This window comes from Streptomyces sp. NPDC041129 (assembly GCF_055592265.1).
Genome location: NZ_JBVIYV010000002.1, coordinates 119817 through 140834, shown reverse-complemented (window position 1 = coordinate 140834; position 21018 = coordinate 119817). Strand labels below are relative to the sequence as shown.

The following is a 21018-nucleotide window of genomic DNA, read 5'->3' as shown; positions in this document are numbered from 1 at the left end:
CATGCCTGCTGCCGCTCAGCCCCGCCGCGTCCGCACCAGCCGCCTCGTCCGCAAGCTCGCCGTCCTCGGCACCGGTGCCGCCGTGCTGGCCCTTCCGGTCGTCGGCGCGACCAGCGCCTCCGCGGCCGACTCCACCGGCTCGACCGGCACCACCCTCGCCGGGTACCCGAACAACCTCGACGGCTGGATCCGCGAGTCCCTCGCGATCATGGCGGAGAAGCACATCCCGGGCACCTACAACGGCATCCACCGCAACATCATCCGCGAGTCCTCGGGCAACCCGCGCGCCATCAACCTGTGGGACTCCAACGCCGCCAAGGGCATCCCGTCCAAGGGCCTGCTCCAGGTGATCGACCCGACCTTCAACACCTACCACGTGGCCGGAACGGCGTTCGACCCCTACGACCCGGTCGCGAACATCACCGCCGCCTGCAACTACGCGGCCGCCCGCTACGGGTCGATCGACAACGTCTTCGGCGCCTACTGACCGGCGTTCGCGGCGGGTGCCACCTGACCGGCACCCGCCGCGAGCCGCTGTTCGTGTCCCGGTCAGCCGGCCGGGAACAGTCCTTCGAGGACGACGGCGACGCCGTCGTCCTCGTTCGACGTCGTGACCTCGTCCGCGACCGCCTTGAGTTCGGGGTGGGCGTTGGCCATGGCGACCCCGCGGCCCGCCCAGTCGAACATGGGGATGTCATTGGGCATGTCGCCGAAGGCCAGCGCCTGTTCGGCGGCGACCCCCAGATGACCGGCGGCCAGCGCCAGCCCGGTCGCCTTGGTGACTCCGCACGGCTGGAGCTCCACCGTGCCCGGCCCCGACATGGTGACCGTGGCCAGCGATCCCACCGCAGCGCGCGCGGTCGCCGCCAACTCGTCGTCCGAGAGCGCGTGATGGCGCAGCAGCACCTTGCTGATGGGCTCACGCCACAGGTCGTCGCGCCGGTCGACCCGCACGGCGGGCAGGGTGGGGTGGGGCATCAGATAGCCGGGCTCGATCAGCGTGAGCCCGTCCACTCCGTCCTGGTCGACGGCCGCGAAGACCTGCCCCACCTCCGCCTCGATCTTGCCGAGCGCGGTCTCCGCCAGTTCCCGGTCCAGCCGCACCGACCACAGCAGGCGGCCGGTGCCGGCGTCGTAGACCTGCGCTCCCTGCCCGCACACCGCGAGCCCCGTGCAGCCGAGGGCGGCCAGGAGCGGCCGCACCCGGGGGGCCGGCCGGCCCGTCACCACCAGGTGCCGGGCACCGGCCCGCGCCACCCGCTCCAGTGCGGCGAGCGACCGGTCGGAGACGGTGTCGTCGCCGCGCAGCAGCGTCCCGTCAAGGTCGGTGGCGATCAGTGCGTATGCGGGAGGTGCGGCCATGATCAGAGAATACGGACCGCACGCCCCGCCGACTCACCCGGTTCCTGGCGGACTTGGGGCCCGGAGACGAGCGTCACCCGGGTCGGCCGTGGGCGGCGGCCAGGTGCCTCACCAGGCGTGGTGAGGCGAACTCGGTGCCGCACACGAAGCGCATCACCGGACCGTAGGAGGACGCCGCCGGGAGACCGGTGAAGTACAGGCCGGGGACGGAGGAGACATAGCCGGCGCCCAGCCTCGGGGCGCCCCGGCTCACCGCCAGGCGGGTGCGCAGTCCGTGCCCGAGGAAGTCCATCGCGGCGATGTCCACGCGGTATCCGGTGGCCGCGACGACGTGATCGGCGGCCAGCCGCTCGACGCGGCCGTCGTGGGTGCGGACGGTGAGCACCGGGCTGCCGTCCGGGGCCGCGGCACCCAGCACCCGGTCGACCTGATGGACCTGGACCTTGCCCTCGAAGCGGTCGCGCAGCCACCAGGCACCGAGCGGACCGAGGACCCTGCGGACCAGGTGGTGACGGGTCCGGGCGGGCAGGAAACGGTACGCCTGGGCGTAGTTGCTGAGCGCCCACAGCGACCATGCGCGGCCGAACGGCGACTCGGGGCGCAGCCTCGGCTGTTGCCAGGGCGGGGCACCGAACGCGACCCGGCCCCGGCCGCGCGAGACGACGCGCACCCGGGCGCCGGCCTCGGCCGCGAGGGCCGCGGTCTCCAGGGCGGACTGGCCCGCGCCGATGACGATCAGCTCCTGGCCCGAGAAGCGGCCGAGGTCGTGGTGCTGGGAGCTGTGGGAGACCGGGGAGGTGGGCGCGGGCCCGTCGGCGGCCGCTCCGGCCAGTTCCGGCGGGAGGTGGGCGAGCCCGGACAGACCGGTGGCCACCACGACCGCGCGGGCGGTGAACGACTCCCCCGAGTCCAGTTCGAGTTCGAAGGCGCCGCGGCCGCCGCGGTCCACGGAGACCACCCGGACCCGCTCCAGGCCGGGGACGAGCCGCCGCTGGAACCACTCGCCGTAGGCGATGAAGGTCTCCACCGGGATGATGTCCTCGTCGGTGACCAGCCGGCGCACGCCGGCCGCGTCGCAGTAGTCGGCGAGGGTGTGGCCGGGTTGCGGGCAGTCGAAGCTGGAGGCGACCGGGGTCGACTTGAGGAGCATGCCCTCGGGCATGTGGTCGCGCCAGCTCACCATGGGGTCGCCGAAGACGCGGACGGGGATGCCGCGCGCCCGCAGATGGGCCGCGGTGGACAGGCCGAACGGCCCGGCCCCGATGACTGCAACCGGTCGGATCACGAAGTCCCTCCCAGGACGCGGTGCGCCACCTTCGTGGCCTTGCCTACTTCGTGGCGTGCGGGGTGCCGGCGCCGCGGCGGCTGGTCCGCCACAGCTGATGGAGGTGCTTCGCGCCCGGGCGCACGAAGCGGGCGAGCATCGTGACGAACGGCAGCGGATCGTCACCCGCGAACCATGCCAGTTCGGTCCCGCTCGCCCTGGCCGGCGCGTGCGGCGTCGTGTAGCCGCTGCGGCGGTAGGCGAGCAGGGCGGGCAGGTCGATGTTCTCCACGATGTAGCGGCGGCCGGCGCGCTGCTCCCCCTGCGGAACGGGGCGGCCGGTCAGGTTCAGGTGCATGGCGCGTACGACGTCGACGCCCGCATCGGTCTCGAAGAGCCGGAACTGGGCGCCCATACGCGGGTTGAAGTCGAGGAGTTTGTACTGCCCGTCGCGCCGGTCGAAGCGCAGGTCGAGGTCGATGACGCCGCTGAAGCCGATCTCCTTGATGAAACGGGCGGCGAGGTCGGCGAGTTCCGGGTTGTCGACGACGTACGCGTTCGCCGTCATCCCGGCGTGCGGCGGCCAGGAGCGTACCTTGACGCCGGTGAACAGGACGAGCGGCACGGAGTCGGCGTCGAAGCAGGCGTGCACGATCCAGTCCTCGGCCTCCTCGCGCGGCAGGTACTCCTGGAGGATCACGCCGGGCCGCTCCCCCCAGTCGCGGGCGAGGGCGAGCAGTCCCTCGCGGCCGGCGATCCTCGTGGTGCCGTTGACGGCGGGCCGTCTGCGCCGTAGGAACGCCTCCCGGTTCTTGGCCACCACCGGGAAGCGGGCCGTGTCGGCGAAGGCGACGATCTCGTCGTACGACCGCGGGAACGCGGCCGGCGGGCTCGGGACGCCGTGTTCCGCGCACAGTTCGTGCAGTCCCTGCTTGCTGGCGAGCCGGCGGGGCAGTGCGGGGTCGACACGGGGGAAGAGGAAGGGGCCGGCCAGCTCCTCCTGGTGCTCGGCGATCAGGACGGCTGCCTCCTCGTCCGTCGGGATCAGGACGGCCGGGCGGCCGATCCGGCGGCCGATGCGCAGCAGTCCCTCGACCAGGCGGGCCGGCTCCTCGGCGCCGGTCGTCGGCCAGACGAACGCCCGGGTGAGATAACGGGAGGAGGCCGCCGGAGTGCAGGCGTCCTCGGTGATGGCGTACATGGGGACGCCCAGGCGGCCCAGGCTGCGGATCGCGCCGACACCGCCGTGGTGCAGCGGGTAGTCGCCGAACTTGACGATCAGGCCCGGCACATCGCGGTCCGCCCCGACAGGTACACCGACGGCGTCCTCGGCCACGGGTCCCCCCACGTGTCCCCCCTACGGACCGGACCCACCCCGCCCGTGTCCCCCAAAGGACGCTAAGCCGGAATTGCCACCTCCGACAAGGGTCATTCGGACATTGCGAACTCTTTAGACATCTGGCGGACAACCCTTGCGGCACTGCCCAAGACACCTGTCCCGGCCGTAACGTGTGGCGCGATCACATGGAACGCATCGCCATGCATGGCCCGGATGAGAGTGAGGCAGCACCCCATGCCCCCCTTCGACGTCCCCGAGGGCGACCCCTTCGGCCCGCACAACCTTCCCTACGGTGTGTTCTCACCCTCCGGCAGCACGGAGCGCAGGGTCGGTGTCCGGCTCGGTGACCACGTCCTCGACGCCGGGGCCGCGGCCGCCGCCCTCGGTTCGCCGTACGTCTCCCTGCTCGCGCAGGCCACCCTCAACCCGCTGCTGGCCGCCGGCCGCACGGCCTGGTCTGACGTGCGGCGCGCGCTGACGGCGTGGGTGACGGTTCCCTCGCACCGGTCGACGATCGAGCCGCTGTTCCACCCCCTGTCGTCGGTGACCCTCCACCTGCCCTTCGAGGTCGCGGACTACGTCGACTTCTACGCCTCGGAGAACCACGCCCGGAACGTCGGTCAGATCTTCCGCCCGGACGCCGAGGACTCCCTGACTCCCAACTGGAAGCACCTGCCGATCGGTTACCACGGCCGCTCCGGCACGGTGATCGTCTCCGGCACGGACGTCGTCCGGCCGTCCGGGCAGCGCAAGGGTCCCGGCGACCCGGCACCCGTCTTCGGGCCCTCGGTCCGGCTGGACATCGAGGCCGAGGTCGGCTTCGTGGTGGGCGTCCCCTCCGAGAGGGGCGCGCCCGTCGCACTCGGCGACTTCCAGGAGCACGTCTTCGGTCTGTGCCTGCTCAACGACTGGTCGGCGCGTGACATCCAGGCCTGGGAGTACGTCCCGCTCGGCCCCTTCCTCGGCAAGTCCTTCGCCACCTCGGTGTCGGCGTGGATCACCCCGCTGGAGGCACTGGAGCACGCCCGCGTGACGCCCCCGGAGCGCACGCACCCCCTGCTGCCCTACCTGGACGACGCCGCTCCCGGCATCGAACCCGGCGGCTACGACCTGCGGATCTCCGTCGCGATCAACGGTCACACGGTGTCCGAGCCGCCGTTCTCCACCATGTACTGGACCGCCGCCCAGCAGCTCGCCCACATGACGGTGAACGGCGCTTCGCTGCGCACCGGCGACCTGTACGGCTCGGGCACGGTGAGCGGCCCGGCGGAGGGCCAGCGCGGCTCGCTGCTCGAGCTGACCTGGAACGGCCGCGACCCGCTCGACCTCCCTGACGGCAAGCGCGCCTTCCTGGAGGACGGCGACGTGGTGACCCTGTCGGCCTGGGCGCCCGGGCCGGACGGCGCCCGGGTCGGGCTGGGGGACGTCAGCGGGCGGATCGTGTCGGGCTGAGGCGCTGCCCGGCAGGTGACGGCGCGACCGGTGTCCGTGAAGGTGGGACGAACTCACCTTGACGGGTGGCGATCCCCGCCGGACACCTGACTCGCGCCCCGTGTCCCCGTCATACTGACGGGGACACGGCATCACCCGACGCGCCTCCGGCACGTCCCCGGCACCACCCGACACCCGCACCTCTCCGACCACGAACCGGAGCCCCGGCATGACGGTCTGCCTGCTCCTGCTGAGCGTCGTCGCACTGACGGCCGCCGTACCGGCACCGCGCGCGCTGACCCGGGCCGGCTGGACCGAACGGGAGCCCGTGGTCGCCCTGTGGGTGTGGCAGTGCCTGGTCGCCACGGTCCTGCTGTGCTGCCTGACCGCGCTGGTACTGGGCGCGGCGGCCGTCTTCCACACCGTCCGCGACCATGTGTTCGCCCCCGCGCCGCCCGCCGTCACCGCCGCGTACGACCTGTCCACCGCACCGGTCTGGGCCGTGGCCCTCACCCTGCTGCTGGCCTGCGGGGCCGCCTGGACGACGGCGATGCTCGCCCGGGAACTCGCCGAGGTCCGCAGGCGCCGCGGCCAGGCCCGGGCGCACCTGCGGGAACGCGCGCCCGATCTGCCCGCGGGGCTGCCCGCGGCGCGCGGCCCGATGCTGGTGCTGGAGGACGAGTACCCGGACGCCTGGTGGATGCCCGGGCACCCGCCCCAGCTCGTCGTCACCACCGGGGCGCTGCGCCGCCTCAGCGGCCGTCAGCTGGACGCCGTCCTGACCCACGAGCGCGGCCACGCCCGCGCCCACCACGACTGGCTGCTCCATCTGTCCACCGCGCTCGCCACGGGCTTCCCGGGCGTCCCGCTCTTCGCCCACTTCTGCGACCAGACGCACCGTCTGGTCGAACTGGCCGCCGACGACACCGCCTCCCGCCGCTGCGGCCACCTCACCACCGCTCTCGCCCTGATCGAGCTGAACCAGCACCGCGGCGTCCTGTCCTGCGCCTCCAGCCACCGGCTCCTCGGTGAACGCGTGGACCGCCTCCTGGAGCCCCCGCCGCGGCTGCTCCGCCGGCACCGGGCACTGACCACCACGGTGGCCGCGCTGGTGCCGTTGCTGCCACTGCTGATCACCTTCGCACCGGGGCTGACGGCGCTGTCCTGACAGTGGCAGATCTTTGTCACACCGGAGCAAAACAGCAGCTCAGCGGGGTGTTCAACGCACCCTCAGCTGGCGCAACACTGCAGAAACACCCTATTCCCTACCTCGTCGGTATGGTTCCAGCCATGCCACCCGCCGACCGCTCCCGGGACCACTCCGGCCAGGGCGCCGCGACCACCGTCGCCGCCCACCGGACGCGTCGCCGGCTGCGCGCCGACCGGGCCCGGCAGCTCGCTGACCTCCTGCGCCGCCAACTGCTCACCGGCGCGTTCGCGGACGGCAGCCTCCCGCACGAGTCGACTCTCGCCACCGACTACCGCGCCTCCCGCAACACCGTCCGCCAAGCACTGGACCTGCTCCGGGCGGAGGGCCTGGTGGAGCGGCTGCCCGGAGTCGGCACCGTCGTCGTCGCCCAGAAGTACCCGCACGGGCTCGACCGTCTGATGGGCCTCGCGGAAACCCTCCGCGAACACGGCCACGTCACCAACGAGGTCCGCACCATGGGACCCGCCCCCGCACCCGCCCCGGTGGCCGAACGCCTCCGCGTCCCGGCGGGCGCCGACGTCCTCTACATCGAACGCCTGCGCCACCTGAACGGCCTCCCCCTCTCCCTCGACCTCACCTACATCCCCCTCGACATCGGCACGGCCCTACTCGACGCGGACCTGGAGAACACCGATGTCTTCCGCCTGCTGGAGGCCGTCACCGGCCGGCGGCTCGGCCACGCCGAGATCACGCTGGAGGCGGTGAACGCGGACGCCCACTCCGCCGCCGTGCTCCAGGCCCCGCGCGGCGCCGCCGTGCTGATGCTGGAGCGCCTCACGCACCTCGACGACGGCCGCCCCGTCGACCTGGAGTTCATCCGTTTCCGCGGCGACCGCATCACCATGGGCGGCTCGCTCCACAGGTCGCTCTAGCCAACCGCCCACACACCCCTGCCTCACGTTTCCTGGAGACAGCCATGCCCTTGGTGCCGCAGCGGGCCGATGTGCCCGTGACCATCGACGAGTCGAAGTGCATCGACGGCTGCACGCTCTGCGTGGACATGTGCCCGCTGGACTCGCTCGCCATCGACGAGAGCAGCGGCAAGGCGTACATGCACGTCGACGAGTGCTGGTACTGCGGCCCGTGCGCGGCCCGCTGTCCCACCGGAGCCGTCACGGTCAACATGCCCTACCTGCTCCGCTGATCCTTCCGACCTGCTCCGGTGAGAGGCCGAACCACCATGAAACACACGGCAGTCGCCCTGTCCGCCGCCATCCTCCTGCTGCCTTTGTCCGCCTGCGGCGGCAGCGCCGAGGCGGGCAGCGGCTCCACGGTCACCGTGACCGTGGGCTACCAGTCCAAGACCATCAACACGGTCACCGCGGGGACGCTGCTGCGCTCCCTGGGCTACTTCGAGAAGCAGCTCAACTCCCTCCATGACGGCCACACCTACAAGGTCGACTGGCAGGACTACGCCACCGGCGCCCCGATCACCGCCCAGATGGCCGCTGGGAAGATCGACATCGGCTCGATGGGCGACTTCCCGCTGCTGCTCAACGCGGCCCGCGGGAGGCAGCTCGGCCGCCCCACCCACCTGGTGTCGGTCACCGGCTACAACCTGCGCGGCGGCCTCAACACCGTGGTCACCGCCCCGGACTCGGGCCTCGCCTCCTTGAAGGACCTCAAGGGCAAGAAGGTCTCCACCAGCATCGGCTCCGCCGCCGACGGCACCCTCGTACGGGCCCTGCAGCGTGCCGGCATCGACCCGAACAAGGGGATCTCGAAGCTCAACCAGCAGCCCGCCGTGGGCGCCTCGGCGCTTTCCGCGGGCAGCATCGACGCGCTGTCCCAGTTCGTCGCCTGGCCGGGGCTGCTCGCCTACCAGGGCAAGGCGAAGGCGCTGTACGACGGCGCCCAGCTGAACCTCCCCACATTCCACGGGGTCACCGCACGCGAGGACTTCGCCAAGCAGCGCCCCGCCGTCCTGCGGGCCTTCCTCGAAGCCCAGACCGAGGCCACCGACTATCTGAACGGCCATCCGGTGGCCGCCGCGCAGACGGTTGCCGAAGCAACCGGCCTGCCCGCCGAGGTGGTCTACCTGTACAACGGCGCCCACGGCATCGCCACCTTCGGCCCGGCCGTCAAGCCGCAGCTGGTCTCCGCGCTGAAGCAGGACGTCTCCGTGCTGAAGGCGGCCAAGCTGACCGGTGACATCGACGTGGACTCCTTCGTCGACGACCGGTATGTGAAGAAGGCCCTCGGCGCGTCCTACGCCCGGCGGCTCGCCGCCACGCCCGCACCGGCCGCGAGCGAGGCATGGCCCAAGGGCAGCGAGAAGACCGTCTCCTTCAAGTCTCCTAAGAAGCTGCTGGGCTACCTGGCCGGGCACCACGACGGCATCCGCGCCGCGTACGTCCCCGACGCCACCACCGGCACCCTCTGGTTCGCCGACAAGGCGGTCTGGGTCGCCGACGGCGACCAGCTCCTGCCCTTCGTGGCCCCAGCGTCCGCGCGGGCCTACGTCACCGCCCACGACGGCGCCCGCACGGTCTCCTACACCGACGCCCTGGGGCGGGCCTCATGACCCGACAGCCGGCCCGGTATGCCCTTCGGGTGGCATCCCTGGCCGCTGCCCTCGCCCTCTGGCAGCTGCTGACCAGCCTGGACGTCGACCTGTGGCTGCGTTTCTCGCAGTTCCCGACGGTCACCGACGTGGCCCGCGCCTTCGCCGAGCGGCTCACCGGGGCGGACTACTGGACCGACCTGACCGACAGCCTCACCCGGATCCTCACCGGCTTCGCCCTGGCGGCCGTCCTGGGCGTGGCGACGGGCGTGCTCGTGGCCCGCTCTCGCCTCGCCGAGGACCTGCTCGGCCCGGTACTGGAAGTCGTCCGCCCAGTCCCGGCCATCGCCCTCGTGCCGGTCGCGATCCTGCTCTTCCCCTCGAACGAACAAGGCATCGTCTTCATCACCTGTACCGCCGCCTTCTTCCCCGTGCTGGTCTCCACCCGACACTCGGTCCGCGCACTGACCCCCGTCTGGGAGGAAGCGGTGCGCACCATGGGCGGCGGGAGGTGGCGCATCCTCGGCTCGGTGGTCCTGCCGGGCGCCCTGCCCGGCATCTTCGGCGGCCTCTCGGTCGGTATCGGCGTGTCGTGGATCTGCGTGATCTCCGCCGAGATGATCTCCGGCCAGTACGGCGTCGGGTACCGCACCTGGCAGGACTACACGGTCGTGAACTACCCGGGAGTCTTCGTCGGCATGGTGACGATCGGCGTCCTGGGCTGGGTCACCTCCACGGCGGTGGAACTCCTCGGCCGGCGGCTGACCCGCTGGCTGCCCCGCACCTCCTACGTCCCCGGCGGCCGGACCCGCACCCCTGTGTCCCGGGTCGCCGCCCCGGTCGAGCGAGAGGCCGGCGGCGAGGCCCAGCACCACACCGAGGCCCAGCACCAGGGCCACGACGGTACCGAGAAGGAGACGCGCGATGAGCACCTCGTCTGAGACCGTCGCCCCCGCGGAAGCCCCGGTCGCCAGGACCGCGCGCGGCGCCCGGCTCACCCTGCGCGGCGCCACCCTCGGCCGGACGGACGCCCCGGTCCTGCACGAGATCCACCTGGAGGTCGTGCCCGGTGAGATCCTCACCGTCGTCGGCCCCTCCGGCTGCGGCAAGTCGACGCTGCTGCGCACACTCGCCGGGCTGCTCTCCCCGCTGTCCGGTGCCGTGGAGCAGGACGGCAGCCCACTGACCGGCCCCTCCGCCGACCGTGCGCTGGTCTTCCAGGAGGACGCCCTGCTGCCCTGGCGCACGCTGCGCGCCAATGTCGAACTCCCGCTCGCCATCCGCGGAGTTCCGCGCTCCGGGCGCCGTACCCAGGCCGAGTCCTGGCTCGGCCGTGTCGGACTCTCCTCGCAGGCGGGGAAGTTGCCGCACCGGGTCTCCGGCGGGCAGCGCCAGCGGGCGCAGCTGGCCCGGGCGCTGGCCGGCAGCCCCCGCGTGGTCCTCATGGACGAGCCCTTCGGGGCCCTCGACGCCCAGACCCGCTCCGGCATGCAGGACCTGCTGGTGGACGTGTTGCGGGGCACGGGCGCGACCGTCGTGTTCGTCACACACGACGTCGACGAGGCGCTCTTCCTCGGTGACCGCGTCGCCCTCCTCGGCTCGGGCCGCGTGGCCGCCGTACGCGACGTGCCCCGCCCGCGTGATCGCGACGCGCTCGACGACCCGGTCCGCGTGGCCCTGCGCCGCACCGTCCTCTCCTCGCTCGGCACCTGAAAGGCATCCCGGTGACCACCCCCGCGAACGCCCCCGCGCAGACCCTCCTCGCCGTCCCCGACGTCGCCGACGCCGAGGAGCTGACCTGCGACGTCCTTGTCATCGGCGGTGGTACCGCCGGCACCATGGCCGCCCTGACCGCCGCCGAGCGCGGTGCGAACGTCCTTCTTCTGGAGAAGGCCCACGTCCGCCACTCCGGCGCGCTCGCCATGGGCATGGACGGGGTCAACAACGCGGTCGTCCCGGGCCGCGCCGAGCCCGACGACTACGTCGCCGAGATCACCCGCGCCAACGACGGCATCGTCGACCAGTCCACGGTCCGCCAGACCGCCACGCGCGGCTTCGCGATGGTCCAGCGACTGGAGTCGTACGGGGTCAAGTTCGAGAAGGACGAGCATGGCGCGTACGCGGTCCGCCAGGTGCATCGCTCCGGCTCGTACGTACTGCCGATGCCGGAAGGCAAGGATGTCAAGAAGGTCCTGTACCGGCAGTTGCGGCGTCGTGAGATGCGGGCGCGGATACGCATCGAGAACCGGCTGATGCCGGTGCGCGTGCTTACCGCGCCGGACGACGGGCGGGCCGTGGGTGCCGTCGGCTTCCACACCCGCACCGGCGCCTTCGTCACCGTCCGTGCGGGTGCGGTCGTTCTCGCCACCGGCGCCTGCGGCCGGCTCGGCCTGCCCGCCTCCGGGTACCTCTACGGCACCTACGAGAACCCCACCAACGCCGGTGACGGTTACGCCATGGCCTACCACGCCGGCGCCGAGCTCACCGGCATCGAGTGCTTCCAGATCAACCCGCTGATCAAGGACTACAACGGTCCGGCCTGTGCCTACGTCGCCAACCCGTTCGGCGGCTACCAGGTCAACCGGCACGGTGAGCGCTTCGTCGACTCCGACTACTGGTCCGGGCAGATGATGGCCGAGTTCGCCGCGGAGGTCGCCAGCGACCGCGGCCCGGTCTACCTGAAACTGAGCCATCTGCCCGAGGAGTCGGTCTCGGCCCTGGAGTCCATCCTGCACTCCACCGAGCGGCCCACCCGCGGCACCTTCCACGCCGGCCGCGGGCACGACTACCGGACCCACGACATCGAGATGCACATCTCCGAGATCGGCCTGTGCGGCGGCCACTCCGCCTCCGGCGTCCGGGTCGACGACCACGCCCGCACGACCGTCCCCCGCCTGTACGCCGCCGGCGACCTGGCGTGCGTCCCGCACAACTACATGATCGGGGCCTTCGTCTTCGGTGACCTCGCGGGCGCGGACGCCGCCCAGTACACGGCGTACGAGGGGGAGCTTCCCGCCGAGCAGGTCCGTGAGGCGCACGAGCTGATCTACCGCCCGCTGCGCAACCCGGACGGCCCGCCGCAGACCCAGGTCGAGTACAAGCTGCGCCGCTTCGTGAACGACTACGTGGCACCGCCCAAGTCCGGGGCGCGGCTGTCCCTCGCCCTGGAGTCCTTCGAGCGGATGCGCGTCGATGTCGCCGCGATGGGCGCCACCACCCCGCACGAGCTGATGCGCTGCGCCGAGGTCACTTTCATCCGCGACTGCGCGGAGATGGCCGCCCGTGCCTCCCTGGCCCGTACCGAGTCCCGCTGGGGGCTCTACCACGACCGCGTCGACCATCCCCGGCGTGACGACGCCACCTGGTTCCACCATCTCGATCTGCACAAGTCCCCCTCTGGTGCGATGGAGTTCACGGCCCGTCCCGTGGCTCCCTATCTGGTTCCGGTCGAGGGCTTCACCCCGGCCGGGGGCCCCTCCCGGCATCTGGGCGAGGTAGGGCCCGAGGACGTCGCCACCGCCGGCCCCCGCGATGTGGCACCGGTCGCCGGCGGACCGGCATCCACCCGCGCCACCGGCCTCGTGGACCGGGGCGGCACTCGGGAGACCGCTTCGCCCCGGCTCCTGGAACTGCTGGAGCTGGCGGAGGAGCAGCCCGAACTCGCCTCACTGCGCCCTTACTTGGCGGACCCGGACGCGGCGGTCCGCCGTACGGCCGTCTCGGTCCTCACCGAGACCGTGCCTCCCGGCACCGGTCAGGCCCTGGCCGGTGCGCTCGCCGACCCGGACCCCGAGGTCCGCGCTGCCGCCGCGGCCTCGCTGCGTGAACTCGTCGAGACGCTGCCCTCCGAACCGGCCCTGGGCGCCGCCCTCACCGGCGCACTCGCCGTGGCCGACGCCGTGGTGCGAGCCGCCGCGCTCGACGTGCTCCGCGCCCTGCGGCTGGGCGCTCCCGGCGTGTTCGCCGCCGCGCTGGACGACCCCGACATTCCCGTCCGCGTCGAGGCCGTACGCGCCCTGGTGTCGGTCGACGCGGCACTGCCGCTGGCGCGCGCCGCCGACGACCCCTCCCGGGAGGTCCGCGTCACCGTCGCCAAGGCGTTGGTCGCCGTCAGCTCGGCGTCCCTGGACCCGCAGGGCCGGGATGTGCTCACCGGCACCCTGGACCGGCTCACCGAGGATCCCGACCCTCTGGTGCGCGGTGCCGCGCTGGGTGCGCTGGCCACGGCAGGCTGCCCGACGCCGCTCGCCGCCCGCGCCGTGGCCGCCCTGTCCGACCCGGCCTGGCAGGTCCGGTCCGGTGCTGCCACCGCGCTGTCGGTCGCCCCGGCCGACACGGCCGTCTCCGCCCTGGCCAAAGCCCTCGCCGACCCGAACGCCGACGTGCGCAAGGCGGCGGTCCTGGCCCTGACCCGGCACAACGCCACCGAGGAGGCCCGAGCGGCCCTGGCCGCGGCCACGGGTGACTCGGACGCGGACGTCAGGGCCTATGCGGCGCGGGCGTTGTGACGGATCCCTCCGCCGCCCCGGACGCGGTGTCCCGGGAGAAACCGGGATTCGACGGCCCCCGCGTCCCTGTACGCCCTATATCCAGTCGTCGGGCTCCGGCTCCTCCGCCGGCTCCGCCCAGTGGTCCTCGGGAGCCTCGTCGGCGGCGACGGGCGAGGCACCGGCCGCCGGGGAGGCGCCGGCCGAGCCGGGCTCCTTCAGGGAGTTCAGCACCTCCAGCACCCCTTCCCCGTAGGTCGCCAGCTTCTTCTCGCCGACGCCGCCCACCGTGCCAAGCTCCCGCACCGAGCCGGGCCAGCAGGTGACGATCTCCCGCAGTGTGGCGTCGTGGAAGATGACGTACGCCGGGACGCCCTGCTCCCGGGCCTGTTCGGCGCGCCAGGCGCGCAGGGCCTCGAAGGCGGGGAGGAGTTCGTCCGGCAGCTCGGCCGCGGCGGCCTTGGCCTTGCGCTCGCCCCGTCCCGAGGAGGAACCCGCGCGCGAGGCGGCCGGCCTCTTCGGCTCCTTGCGCAGCGGCACCTCCCGCTCGCGGCGCAGCACGGATCCACTCTCCCCGGTGAGCACGAGCGTGCCGTACTCCCCCTCGACCGCGAGCAGTCCCTGGGCGAGCAACTGCCGGATGACGCCACGCCATTCGCCGTCGGTGAGGTCCTCGCCGATGCCGAAGACGGAGAGCTGGTCGTGGTCGAACTGGATGACCTTGCCGGTTCTCTTGCCGAGCAGGATGTCCACGATCTGCACGGCGCCGAACTTCTGCCCGCGCTCACGCTGCAGCCGCACCACCGTGGAGAGCACCTTCTGCGCGGCGACCGTACCGTCCCAGGTCTCCGGCGGGGTCAGGCAGGTGTCACAGTTGCCGCATCCCGCGGCGGAGGGCTCCTGCCCGAAGTAGGCCAGGAGCTGGCCGCGCCGGCACTGGGCGGTCTCGCACAGGGCGAGCATCGCGTCGAGGTGGGCGGCGGCCCGGCGGCGGAACGCCTCGTCGCCCTCGCCCGACTGGATCAGCTTGCGCTGCTGTATGACGTCGTTGAGGCCGTAGGACATCCAGGCGGTGGAGGGCAGTCCGTCACGGCCCGCGCGGCCCGTCTCCTGGTAGTAGCCCTCGACGGACTTGGGCAGGTCGAGGTGGGCGACGAAGCGCACGTCCGGCTTGTCGATGCCCATGCCGAAGGCGATGGTCGCGACCACGACCAGGCCCTCTTCGCGCAGGAAACGGGACTGGTGGGCCGCGCGCGTGCCCGCGTCCAGGCCCGCGTGGTACGGGACCGCCTCGATGCCGTTGGCGCTCAGGAACTCGGCCGTGCGTTCCACCGAGTTGCGGGAGAGGCAGTAGACGATGCCGGCGTCGCCCGGATGCTCCTCTCGCAGGAACGCGAGCAGCTGCTTCTTGGGATCGGCCTTGGGCACGATCCGGTACTGGATGTTGGGCCGGTCGAAGCTCGCCACGAAGTGGCGGGCCGTCGGCATGCCCAGCCGCTGGGTGATCTCCTGGTGGGTCGCGTGCGTGGCCGTGGCGGTGAGGGCGATCCGCGGGACGTCCGGCCAGCGCTCGCCGAGCAGGGAGAGGGCCAGGTAGTCGGGGCGGAAGTCGTGGCCCCACTGGGAGACGCAGTGCGCCTCGTCGATCGCGAAGACGGAGATCTTGCCGCGGGAGAGCAGGTCGAGCGTGGCCTCCACGCGCAGCCGCTCCGGGGCCAGGTAGAGCAGGTCCAGCTCACCGGCGAGGAACTCGGCCTCGACCACGCGCCGCTCGTCGAAGTCCTGGGTGGAGTTGATGAAGCCCGCGCGCACGCCGAGCGCGCGCAGGGCGTCCACCTGGTCCTGCATCAGCGCGATCAGCGGCGAGATCACCACGCCCGTACCCGGTCTGACCAGGGACGGGATCTGGTAGCACAGCGACTTGCCGCCGCCGGTCGGCATGAGCACGACGGCGTCACCGCCCGCCACCACATGCTCGATGACCGCTTCCTGCTCGCCCCGGAAGGCCTCGTACCCGAAGACCCGGTGCAGTGTGGCCAGCGCTTCGCTGTCGGCCGTGCCCGGCCCCTCGGTCATGTGTGGCATCTCCCTGATCCCGCCCGTCGCGCCCATCGCCTGGTCCCCGTGTCCTGTCCCCCGTGCGTCGTCCTTCGACCACTGCGTCCACGATAGGCGCCCGCACCGACAGCCCAGGAGTTGTCCACAGGCATACCCTCCGTCCGTCGGCGCCGCCGCACGTGCCGGGGCCCGGTCCTCCGCGGGAGGACCGGGCCCCGGACGGCGGCCGTGGCGTATGTCAGCGCACGAACACGCTCGCCTGGTTCGCCAGGTCCAGGAAGTACTGCGGCGCCACACCGAGCACCAGCGTGACCGCCACGCCCACGCCGATCGCCGCCATGGTCAGCGGCGAGGGCACGGCCACGGTCGGCCCCTCGGGCCTGGGCTCGCTGAAGAACATCAGCACGATCACCCGGATGTAGAAGAACGCGGCGATCGCCGAGGAGATCACACCGATCACGACCAGCGGGGCCGCGCCGCCGTCCGCCGCCGCCTTGAAGACGGCGAACTTCCCGGCGAAGCCGGAGGTCAGCGGGATGCCCGCGAAGGCCAGCAGGAACACCGCGAACACGGCCGCCACCAGCGGAGAGCGGCGGCCGAGCCCGGCCCACTTGGACAGGTGGGTGGCCTCGCCGCCGGCGTCGCGCACCAGGGTCACCACCGCGAAGGCACCGATCGTCACGAACGAGTACCCCGCCAGGTAGAACAGGACGGACGACACCCCGTCCTTCGAGGTGGCGATGACACCGGCGAGGATGAATCCGGCGTGCGCGATGGACGAGTACGCCAGCAGCCGCTTGATGTCGGTCTGCGTGATCGCGACGATCGCGCCGCCGAGCATGGTGATGACGGCCACCGCCCACATGACCGGCCGCCAGTCCCAGCGCATGCCGGGCAGGACGACGTACAGCAGGCGCAGCAGCGCGCCGAACGCCGCGACCTTGGTCGCCGCCGCCATGAATCCGGTCACCGGGGTGGGTGCGCCCTGGTAGACGTCGGGCGTCCACATGTGGAACGGGACGGCGCCCACCTTGAACAGCAGACCCATCACGATCATGGCGCTGCCGATCAGCAGCAGCGCGTCGTTGCCCATGGTGCCGGCCAGCGCCGGGTCGACGTTGGTGACCGTGCCGTCGACGACCTGCGCGATGCGCCCGTACGACACGGAGCCCGCGTAGCCGTAGAGCATGGCGATGCCGAACAGGGTGAACGCGGAGGCGAAGGCGCCGAGCAGGAAGTACTTGACCGCGGCCTCCTGCGACAGGAGCCGCTTGCGGCGGGCCAGCGCGCACAGCAGGTACAGCGGCAGGGAGAAGACCTCCAGGGCCACGAACAGCGTCAGCAGGTCGTTGGCCGAGGGGAACACCAGCATGCCCGCGATCGCGAAGAGCAGCAGCGGGAAGACCTCGGTGGTGGTGAACCCGGCCCGCACCGCGGCCTTCTCGCTGTCGCTGCCGGGGACGGACGCGGCCTGCGCGGCGAAGGAGTCGACCCGGTTGCCGTGCGCCTCCGGGTCCAGGCGCCGCTCGGCGAAGGTGAAGAGGCCGACCAGGCCGGCCAGCAGGATCGTGCCCTGCAGGAACAGGGACGGTCCGTCGACCGCGATCGCCCCCATCGCCGCGATGTGTGCCTTCGTGGTGCCGTATCCGTTCGCCGCGAGCGCGACGACCGCGGCGAACGCGGCGCAGAGCGCCACAACGGACACGAACACCTGTGCGTAGTAGCGGGACCTGCGCGGGACGAACGCCTCGACGAGCACCCCGACCAGTGCCGCACCGACCACGATCAGGGTCGGCGACAGCTGTCCGTATTCGATCTTCGGCGTGTCGATCTTCGAGATCGGGTCGGCCGCGGTTGTCCACAGGCTGTGGACGGCTGTTGCGCTCACTTGGCCGCCTCCACCTCGGGCTTGGGGTCGGTCTTGTGTACGTCGGACATGGTCTGTTTGACCGCCGGGTTGACGATGTCCGTGACGGGCTTCGGGTAGACGCCGAGGAAGATCAGCAGCACGATCAGCGGGGCGACGACCACCAGTTCACGCGCTCGGAGGTCGGGCATCGCCGACACCTCGGGCTTCACCGGCCCCGTCATCGTCCGCTGGTACAGGACGAGCGTGTAGAGCGCGGCGAGAACGATGCCGAAGGTGGCGATGATGCCGATCACCGGGTAGCGCGTGAACGTGCCGACCAGGACCAGGAACTCGCTCACGAACGGCGCGAGCCCGGGCAGCGACAGGGTGGCGAGACCGCCGATCAGGAAGGTGCCGGCGAGCACCGGGGCGACCTTCTGCACACCCCCGTAGTCGGCGATGAGCCTGGAGCCGCGGCGGGAGATCAGGAACCCGGCGACCAGCATCAGCGCGGCCGTGGAGATGCCGTGGTTGACCATGTAGAGCGTGGCCCCGGACTGGCCCTGGCTGGTCATCGCGAAGATGCCCATGACGATGAACCCGAAGTGCGAGATCGACGCGTAGGCCACCAGGCGCTTGATGTCCCGCTGGCCGACGGCGAGCAGCGCGCCGTAGACGATGCTGATGAGCGCCAGTACGAGGATGACGGGCGTCGCCCACTTGCTGGCCTCCGGGAAGAGCTGGAGGCAGAAGCGGAGCATCGCGAAGGTGCCCACCTTGTCGACGACCGCCGTGATGAGCACGGCGACCGGGGCGGTGGACTCCTGCATGGCGTTGGGCAGCCAGGTGTGCAGCGGCCACAGCGGCGCCTTCACCGCGAAGGCGAAGAAGAATCCGAGGAACAGCCAGCGTTCGGTGCTGGTCGCCATGTGCAGCGACCCGTTCGCCCGCGCCTGCGCGATCTCCTGGAGGCTGAAGTTCCCGGCGACCACGTAGAGGCCGATCACCGCGGCCAGCATGATCAGGCCGCCGACCAGGTTGTAGAGGAGGAACTTCACGGCCGCGTACGACCGCTGGGTGGAGGCCGCCTCCTCACCGTGCTCGTGGGCACGGTCCCCGAAGCCGCCGATGAGGAAGTACATCGGGATGAGCATGGCTTCGAAGAAGATGTAGAAGAGGAAGACGTCGGTGGCCTCGAAGGAGATGACCACCATCGCCTCGACGGCGAGGATCAGCGCGAAGAAGCCCTGGGTGGGCCGCCAGCGGCGGCTGCCGGTCTCCAGCGGATCGGCGTCGTTCCAGCCGGCCAGGATGATGAACGGGATCAGCAGCGCGGTCAGGGCGAGCAGCGCCACCGCGATGCCGTCCACGCCCAGCTCGTACCTGACCCCGAAGTCCGCGATCCAGGCGTGGGATTCGGTGAGCTGGTAGCGGTCGCCGTTCGGGTCGAAGCGGACCAGGACGGTGATCGCCAGGGCGAGTGTGGCGAGCGAGACGACCAGCGCCAGCCATTTCGCGGCGGTGCGCTTGGCGGCCGGTACGGCGGCCGTGGCGACCGCCCCGAGGGCCGGGAGCGCCGCCGTCGCTGTCAGCAGAGGAAAGGACATCGGTATCAGACCGCCCTCATCAGCAGGGTCGCGGCGATTAGGAGTGCCGCGCCGCCGAACATCGAGACCGCGTAGGAGCGGGCGAAGCCGTTCTGGACCCGGCGCAGCCGTCCGGACAGGCCGCCGAAGCCGGCCGCCGTGCCGTTGACGACGCCGTCGACCAGGGTGTGGTCGACGTACACCAGGGAGCGCGTGAGGTGTTCGCCGCCGCGCACCAGGACGACATGGTTGAAGTCGTCCTGCAGCAGGTCGCGCCGGGCGGCCCGGGTGAGCAGCGAACCGCGCGGGGCGACCGCCGGGACGGGCTTGCGGCCGTACTGCGCCCAGGCGATGCCGACGCCGACGACCAGGCAGACCAGGGTCGCGCCGGTGACCGTCGCCGCACTGATCGGCGAGTCGCCCTCACTGTGGCCGGTGACCGGCTCCAGCCAGTTGAGGAAGCGATCGCCGAGGTGGAAGAAGAAGCCGCCGAAGACGGAGCCGACGGCCAGCACGATCATGGGGATCGTCATGATCTTCGGGGACTCGTGCGGGTGCGGCTCGTGGCCCCCCGCGTCCCGCTGCCAGCGCTTCTCCCCGAAGAACGTCATCAGCATCACGCGCGTCATGTAGAAGGCGGTGATGGCCGCGCCGAGCAGGGCCACGCCACCGAGGATCCAGCCCTGGGTGCCGCCCTTGGCGAAGGCCGCCTCGATGATCGCGTCCTTGGAGTAGAAGCCGGACAGGAACGGGAAGCCGATGATCGCGAGGTAGCCGAGGCCGAAGGTGGCGAAGGTGACCGGCATGTACTTGCGCAGGCCGCCGTACTTGCGCATGTCGACCTCGTCGTTCATGCCGTGCATGACCGAACCGGCGCCCAGGAACAGCCCGGCCTTGAAGAAGCCGTGGGTGACCAGGTGCATGATCGCGAAGACGTAGCCGATGGGGCCGAGGCCCGCCGCCAGCACCATGTAGCCGATCTGCGACATGGTCGAACCGGCCAGCGCCTTCTTGATGTCGTCCTTGGCGCAACCGACGATCGCACCGAAGAGGAGCGTGACGGCGCCGACGACGGTGACGGCGAGCTGGGCGTCGGGCGCCGCGTTGAAGATGGCGCCGGAGCGGACGATCAGGTAGACGCCCGCGGTCACCATGGTCGCTGCGTGGATCAGGGCCGAGACCGGGGTCGGGCCCTCCATCGCGTCCCCGAGCCAGGACTGCAGCGGGACCTGGGCCGACTTGCCGCACGCGGCGAGCAGCAGCATCAGGCCGATCGCGGTGAGCCTGCCCTCGGAGGTGTCACCGGTGTGGCTGAGGACCGGGCCGAAGGCGAAGCTGCCGAAGGTGGTGAACATCAGCATGATCGCAATCGACAGCCCCATGTCGCCGACCCGGTTGACGAGGAACGCCTTCTTCGCGGCCGTCGCGGCGCTGGGCTTGTGCTGCCAGAAGCCGATGAGCAGGTACGAGGCGAGGCCGACGCCCTCCCAGCCGACGTACAGCAGCAGGTAGTTGTCGGCGAGGACCAGCAGCAGCATCGCCGCGAGGAACAGGTTCAGGTAGCCGAAGAAGCGGCGGCGCCGCCCGTCGTGCTCCATGTACCCCACCGAGTAGAGGTGGATCAGTGAGCCGACGCCCGTGATCAGCAGCACGAACGTCATCGACAGCTGGTCCAGGCGGAAGGTGACGTCCGCCTGGAAGTCGCCGACGGAGATCCACGTCCACAGGTGCTGGGTCAGGGTGCGGTTTTCGGCGTCCTTGCCGAGCAGGCCGGCGAAGAGGACCAGGCCGAGCACGAAGGAGGTGGCCGACAGGAGCGTGCCGATCCAGTGGCCCACGGCGTCCAGCCGCCGGCCGCCGACCAGGAGGACGGCCGCTCCGAGCAGGGGCGCCGCGATGAGCAGCGCGATCAGGTTGTCCACGATTCTT

The 21018-nt window shown here is 71.6% G+C and carries 16 protein-coding genes; 9 read left to right on the top strand and 7 right to left on the bottom strand.

Annotated elements, in window-relative coordinates:
* The first annotated feature begins 1 nt into the window (after nt 1).
* Nucleotides 2-487, top strand: a complete 486-nt coding sequence (locus ACZ6B1_RS08785) for a transglycosylase SLT domain-containing protein (RefSeq protein ID WP_468776300.1) — start codon at nt 2-4, stop codon at nt 485-487.
* 62 nt (nt 488-549) lie between these two features.
* Here ACZ6B1_RS08785 and ACZ6B1_RS08780 read toward each other — a convergent pair whose 3' ends face one another.
* The 3 genes from ACZ6B1_RS08780 to ACZ6B1_RS08770 all read right to left on the bottom strand — a co-directional run bounded on the left by ACZ6B1_RS08780 (nt 550) and on the right by ACZ6B1_RS08770 (nt 3974).
* Complete coding sequence (locus ACZ6B1_RS08780; protein WP_468776298.1) at nt 550-1362, bottom strand: HAD family hydrolase; 813 nt, start codon at nt 1360-1362, stop codon at nt 550-552.
* A 73-nt stretch (nt 1363-1435) separates the two neighbouring features.
* Nucleotides 1436-2647, bottom strand: a complete 1212-nt coding sequence (locus ACZ6B1_RS08775) for an FAD-dependent oxidoreductase (protein WP_468776296.1) — start codon at nt 2645-2647, stop codon at nt 1436-1438.
* 43 nt (nt 2648-2690) lie between these two features.
* Nucleotides 2691-3974, bottom strand: a complete 1284-nt coding sequence (locus ACZ6B1_RS08770) for a carboxylate--amine ligase (protein WP_468776295.1) — start codon at nt 3972-3974, stop codon at nt 2691-2693.
* 225 nt (nt 3975-4199) lie between these two features.
* On the opposite strand from ACZ6B1_RS08770, the gene fahA reads away from it, so the two are divergent.
* The 8 genes from fahA (at nt 4200) to ACZ6B1_RS08730 (ending at nt 13617) form a co-directional block, all read left to right on the top strand.
* Complete coding sequence (gene fahA / locus ACZ6B1_RS08765; protein ID WP_468776293.1) at nt 4200-5417, top strand: fumarylacetoacetase; 1218 nt, start codon at nt 4200-4202, stop codon at nt 5415-5417.
* A gap of 208 nt (nt 5418-5625) precedes the next feature.
* Nucleotides 5626-6564 carry a M56 family metallopeptidase gene (locus ACZ6B1_RS08760; protein ID WP_468776291.1) on the top strand — a complete coding sequence of 313 codons (939 nt, stop codon included), beginning with the start codon at nt 5626-5628 and terminating at the stop codon, nt 6562-6564.
* A 122-nt stretch (nt 6565-6686) separates the two neighbouring features.
* Entirely contained in the window at nt 6687-7478 is a 792-nt protein-coding gene (locus ACZ6B1_RS08755) for a GntR family transcriptional regulator (protein ID WP_468776289.1), read from the top strand.
* Nucleotides 7479-7522: 44 nt separating this feature from the next.
* Entirely contained in the window at nt 7523-7750 is a 228-nt protein-coding gene (locus ACZ6B1_RS08750; protein WP_009338563.1) for a 4Fe-4S dicluster domain-containing protein, read from the top strand.
* 36 nt (nt 7751-7786) lie between these two features.
* Nucleotides 7787-9130: an ABC transporter substrate-binding protein gene (locus tag ACZ6B1_RS08745; protein ID WP_468776286.1), complete on the top strand. Its 1344-nt coding sequence runs from the start codon at nt 7787-7789 to the stop codon at nt 9128-9130.
* A complete protein-coding gene (locus ACZ6B1_RS08740) occupies nt 9127-10050 on the top strand; it encodes an ABC transporter permease (protein ID WP_468776284.1) in 924 nt (307 codons plus the stop codon). The genes ACZ6B1_RS08745 and ACZ6B1_RS08740 overlap by 4 nt, the downstream gene beginning before the upstream one ends.
* A complete protein-coding gene (locus ACZ6B1_RS08735) occupies nt 10034-10822 on the top strand; it encodes an ABC transporter ATP-binding protein (protein WP_468776282.1) in 789 nt (262 codons plus the stop codon). Before ACZ6B1_RS08740 ends, ACZ6B1_RS08735 begins: the two co-directional genes overlap by 17 nt.
* Nucleotides 10823-10833: 11 nt before the next feature.
* A complete protein-coding gene (locus tag ACZ6B1_RS08730; RefSeq protein ID WP_468776280.1) occupies nt 10834-13617 on the top strand; it encodes a fumarate reductase/succinate dehydrogenase flavoprotein subunit in 2784 nt (927 codons plus the stop codon).
* Nucleotides 13618-13692: 75 nt separating this feature from the next.
* Here the strand turns inward: ACZ6B1_RS08730 and recQ are convergent, their stop codons facing one another.
* From recQ to nuoL, 4 genes are all read right to left on the bottom strand, one after another.
* Entirely contained in the window at nt 13693-15708 is a 2016-nt protein-coding gene (gene recQ / locus ACZ6B1_RS08725) for a DNA helicase RecQ (protein WP_468776279.1), read from the bottom strand.
* Between the two features lie 184 nt (nt 15709-15892).
* A complete protein-coding gene (gene nuoN / locus ACZ6B1_RS08720; protein ID WP_468776277.1) occupies nt 15893-17542 on the bottom strand; it encodes an NADH-quinone oxidoreductase subunit NuoN in 1650 nt (549 codons plus the stop codon).
* Entirely contained in the window at nt 17539-19110 is a 1572-nt protein-coding gene (locus ACZ6B1_RS08715; RefSeq protein WP_468776275.1) for an NADH-quinone oxidoreductase subunit M, read from the bottom strand. Before ACZ6B1_RS08715 ends, nuoN begins: the two co-directional genes overlap by 4 nt.
* A gap of 5 nt (nt 19111-19115) precedes the next feature.
* Entirely contained in the window at nt 19116-21011 is a 1896-nt protein-coding gene (nuoL, locus tag ACZ6B1_RS08710; protein ID WP_468776273.1) for an NADH-quinone oxidoreductase subunit L, read from the bottom strand.
* Nucleotides 21012-21018: the final 7 nt, after the last annotated feature.

Coding starts and splice junctions, on each gene's coding strand:
- ACZ6B1_RS08750 (WP_009338563.1), top strand. CDS start 7,523: ATGCCCTTGGTGCCGCAGCGGGCCGATGTGCCCGTGACCATCGACGAG.
- ACZ6B1_RS08760 (WP_468776291.1), top strand. CDS start 5,626: ATGACGGTCTGCCTGCTCCTGCTGAGCGTCGTCGCACTGACGGCCGCC.
- ACZ6B1_RS08785 (WP_468776300.1), top strand. CDS start 2: ATGCCTGCTGCCGCTCAGCCCCGCCGCGTCCGCACCAGCCGCCTCGTC.
- recQ (WP_468776279.1), bottom strand. CDS start 15,708: ATGGGCGCGACGGGCGGGATCAGGGAGATGCCACACATGACCGAGGGG.
- ACZ6B1_RS08715 (WP_468776275.1), bottom strand. CDS start 19,110: ATGTCCTTTCCTCTGCTGACAGCGACGGCGGCGCTCCCGGCCCTCGGG.
- ACZ6B1_RS08745 (WP_468776286.1), top strand. CDS start 7,787: ATGAAACACACGGCAGTCGCCCTGTCCGCCGCCATCCTCCTGCTGCCT.
- ACZ6B1_RS08755 (WP_468776289.1), top strand. CDS start 6,687: ATGCCACCCGCCGACCGCTCCCGGGACCACTCCGGCCAGGGCGCCGCG.
- ACZ6B1_RS08780 (WP_468776298.1), bottom strand. CDS start 1,362: ATGGCCGCACCTCCCGCATACGCACTGATCGCCACCGACCTTGACGGG.
- ACZ6B1_RS08735 (WP_468776282.1), top strand. CDS start 10,034: ATGAGCACCTCGTCTGAGACCGTCGCCCCCGCGGAAGCCCCGGTCGCC.
- ACZ6B1_RS08740 (WP_468776284.1), top strand. CDS start 9,127: ATGACCCGACAGCCGGCCCGGTATGCCCTTCGGGTGGCATCCCTGGCC.
- fahA (WP_468776293.1), top strand. CDS start 4,200: ATGCCCCCCTTCGACGTCCCCGAGGGCGACCCCTTCGGCCCGCACAAC.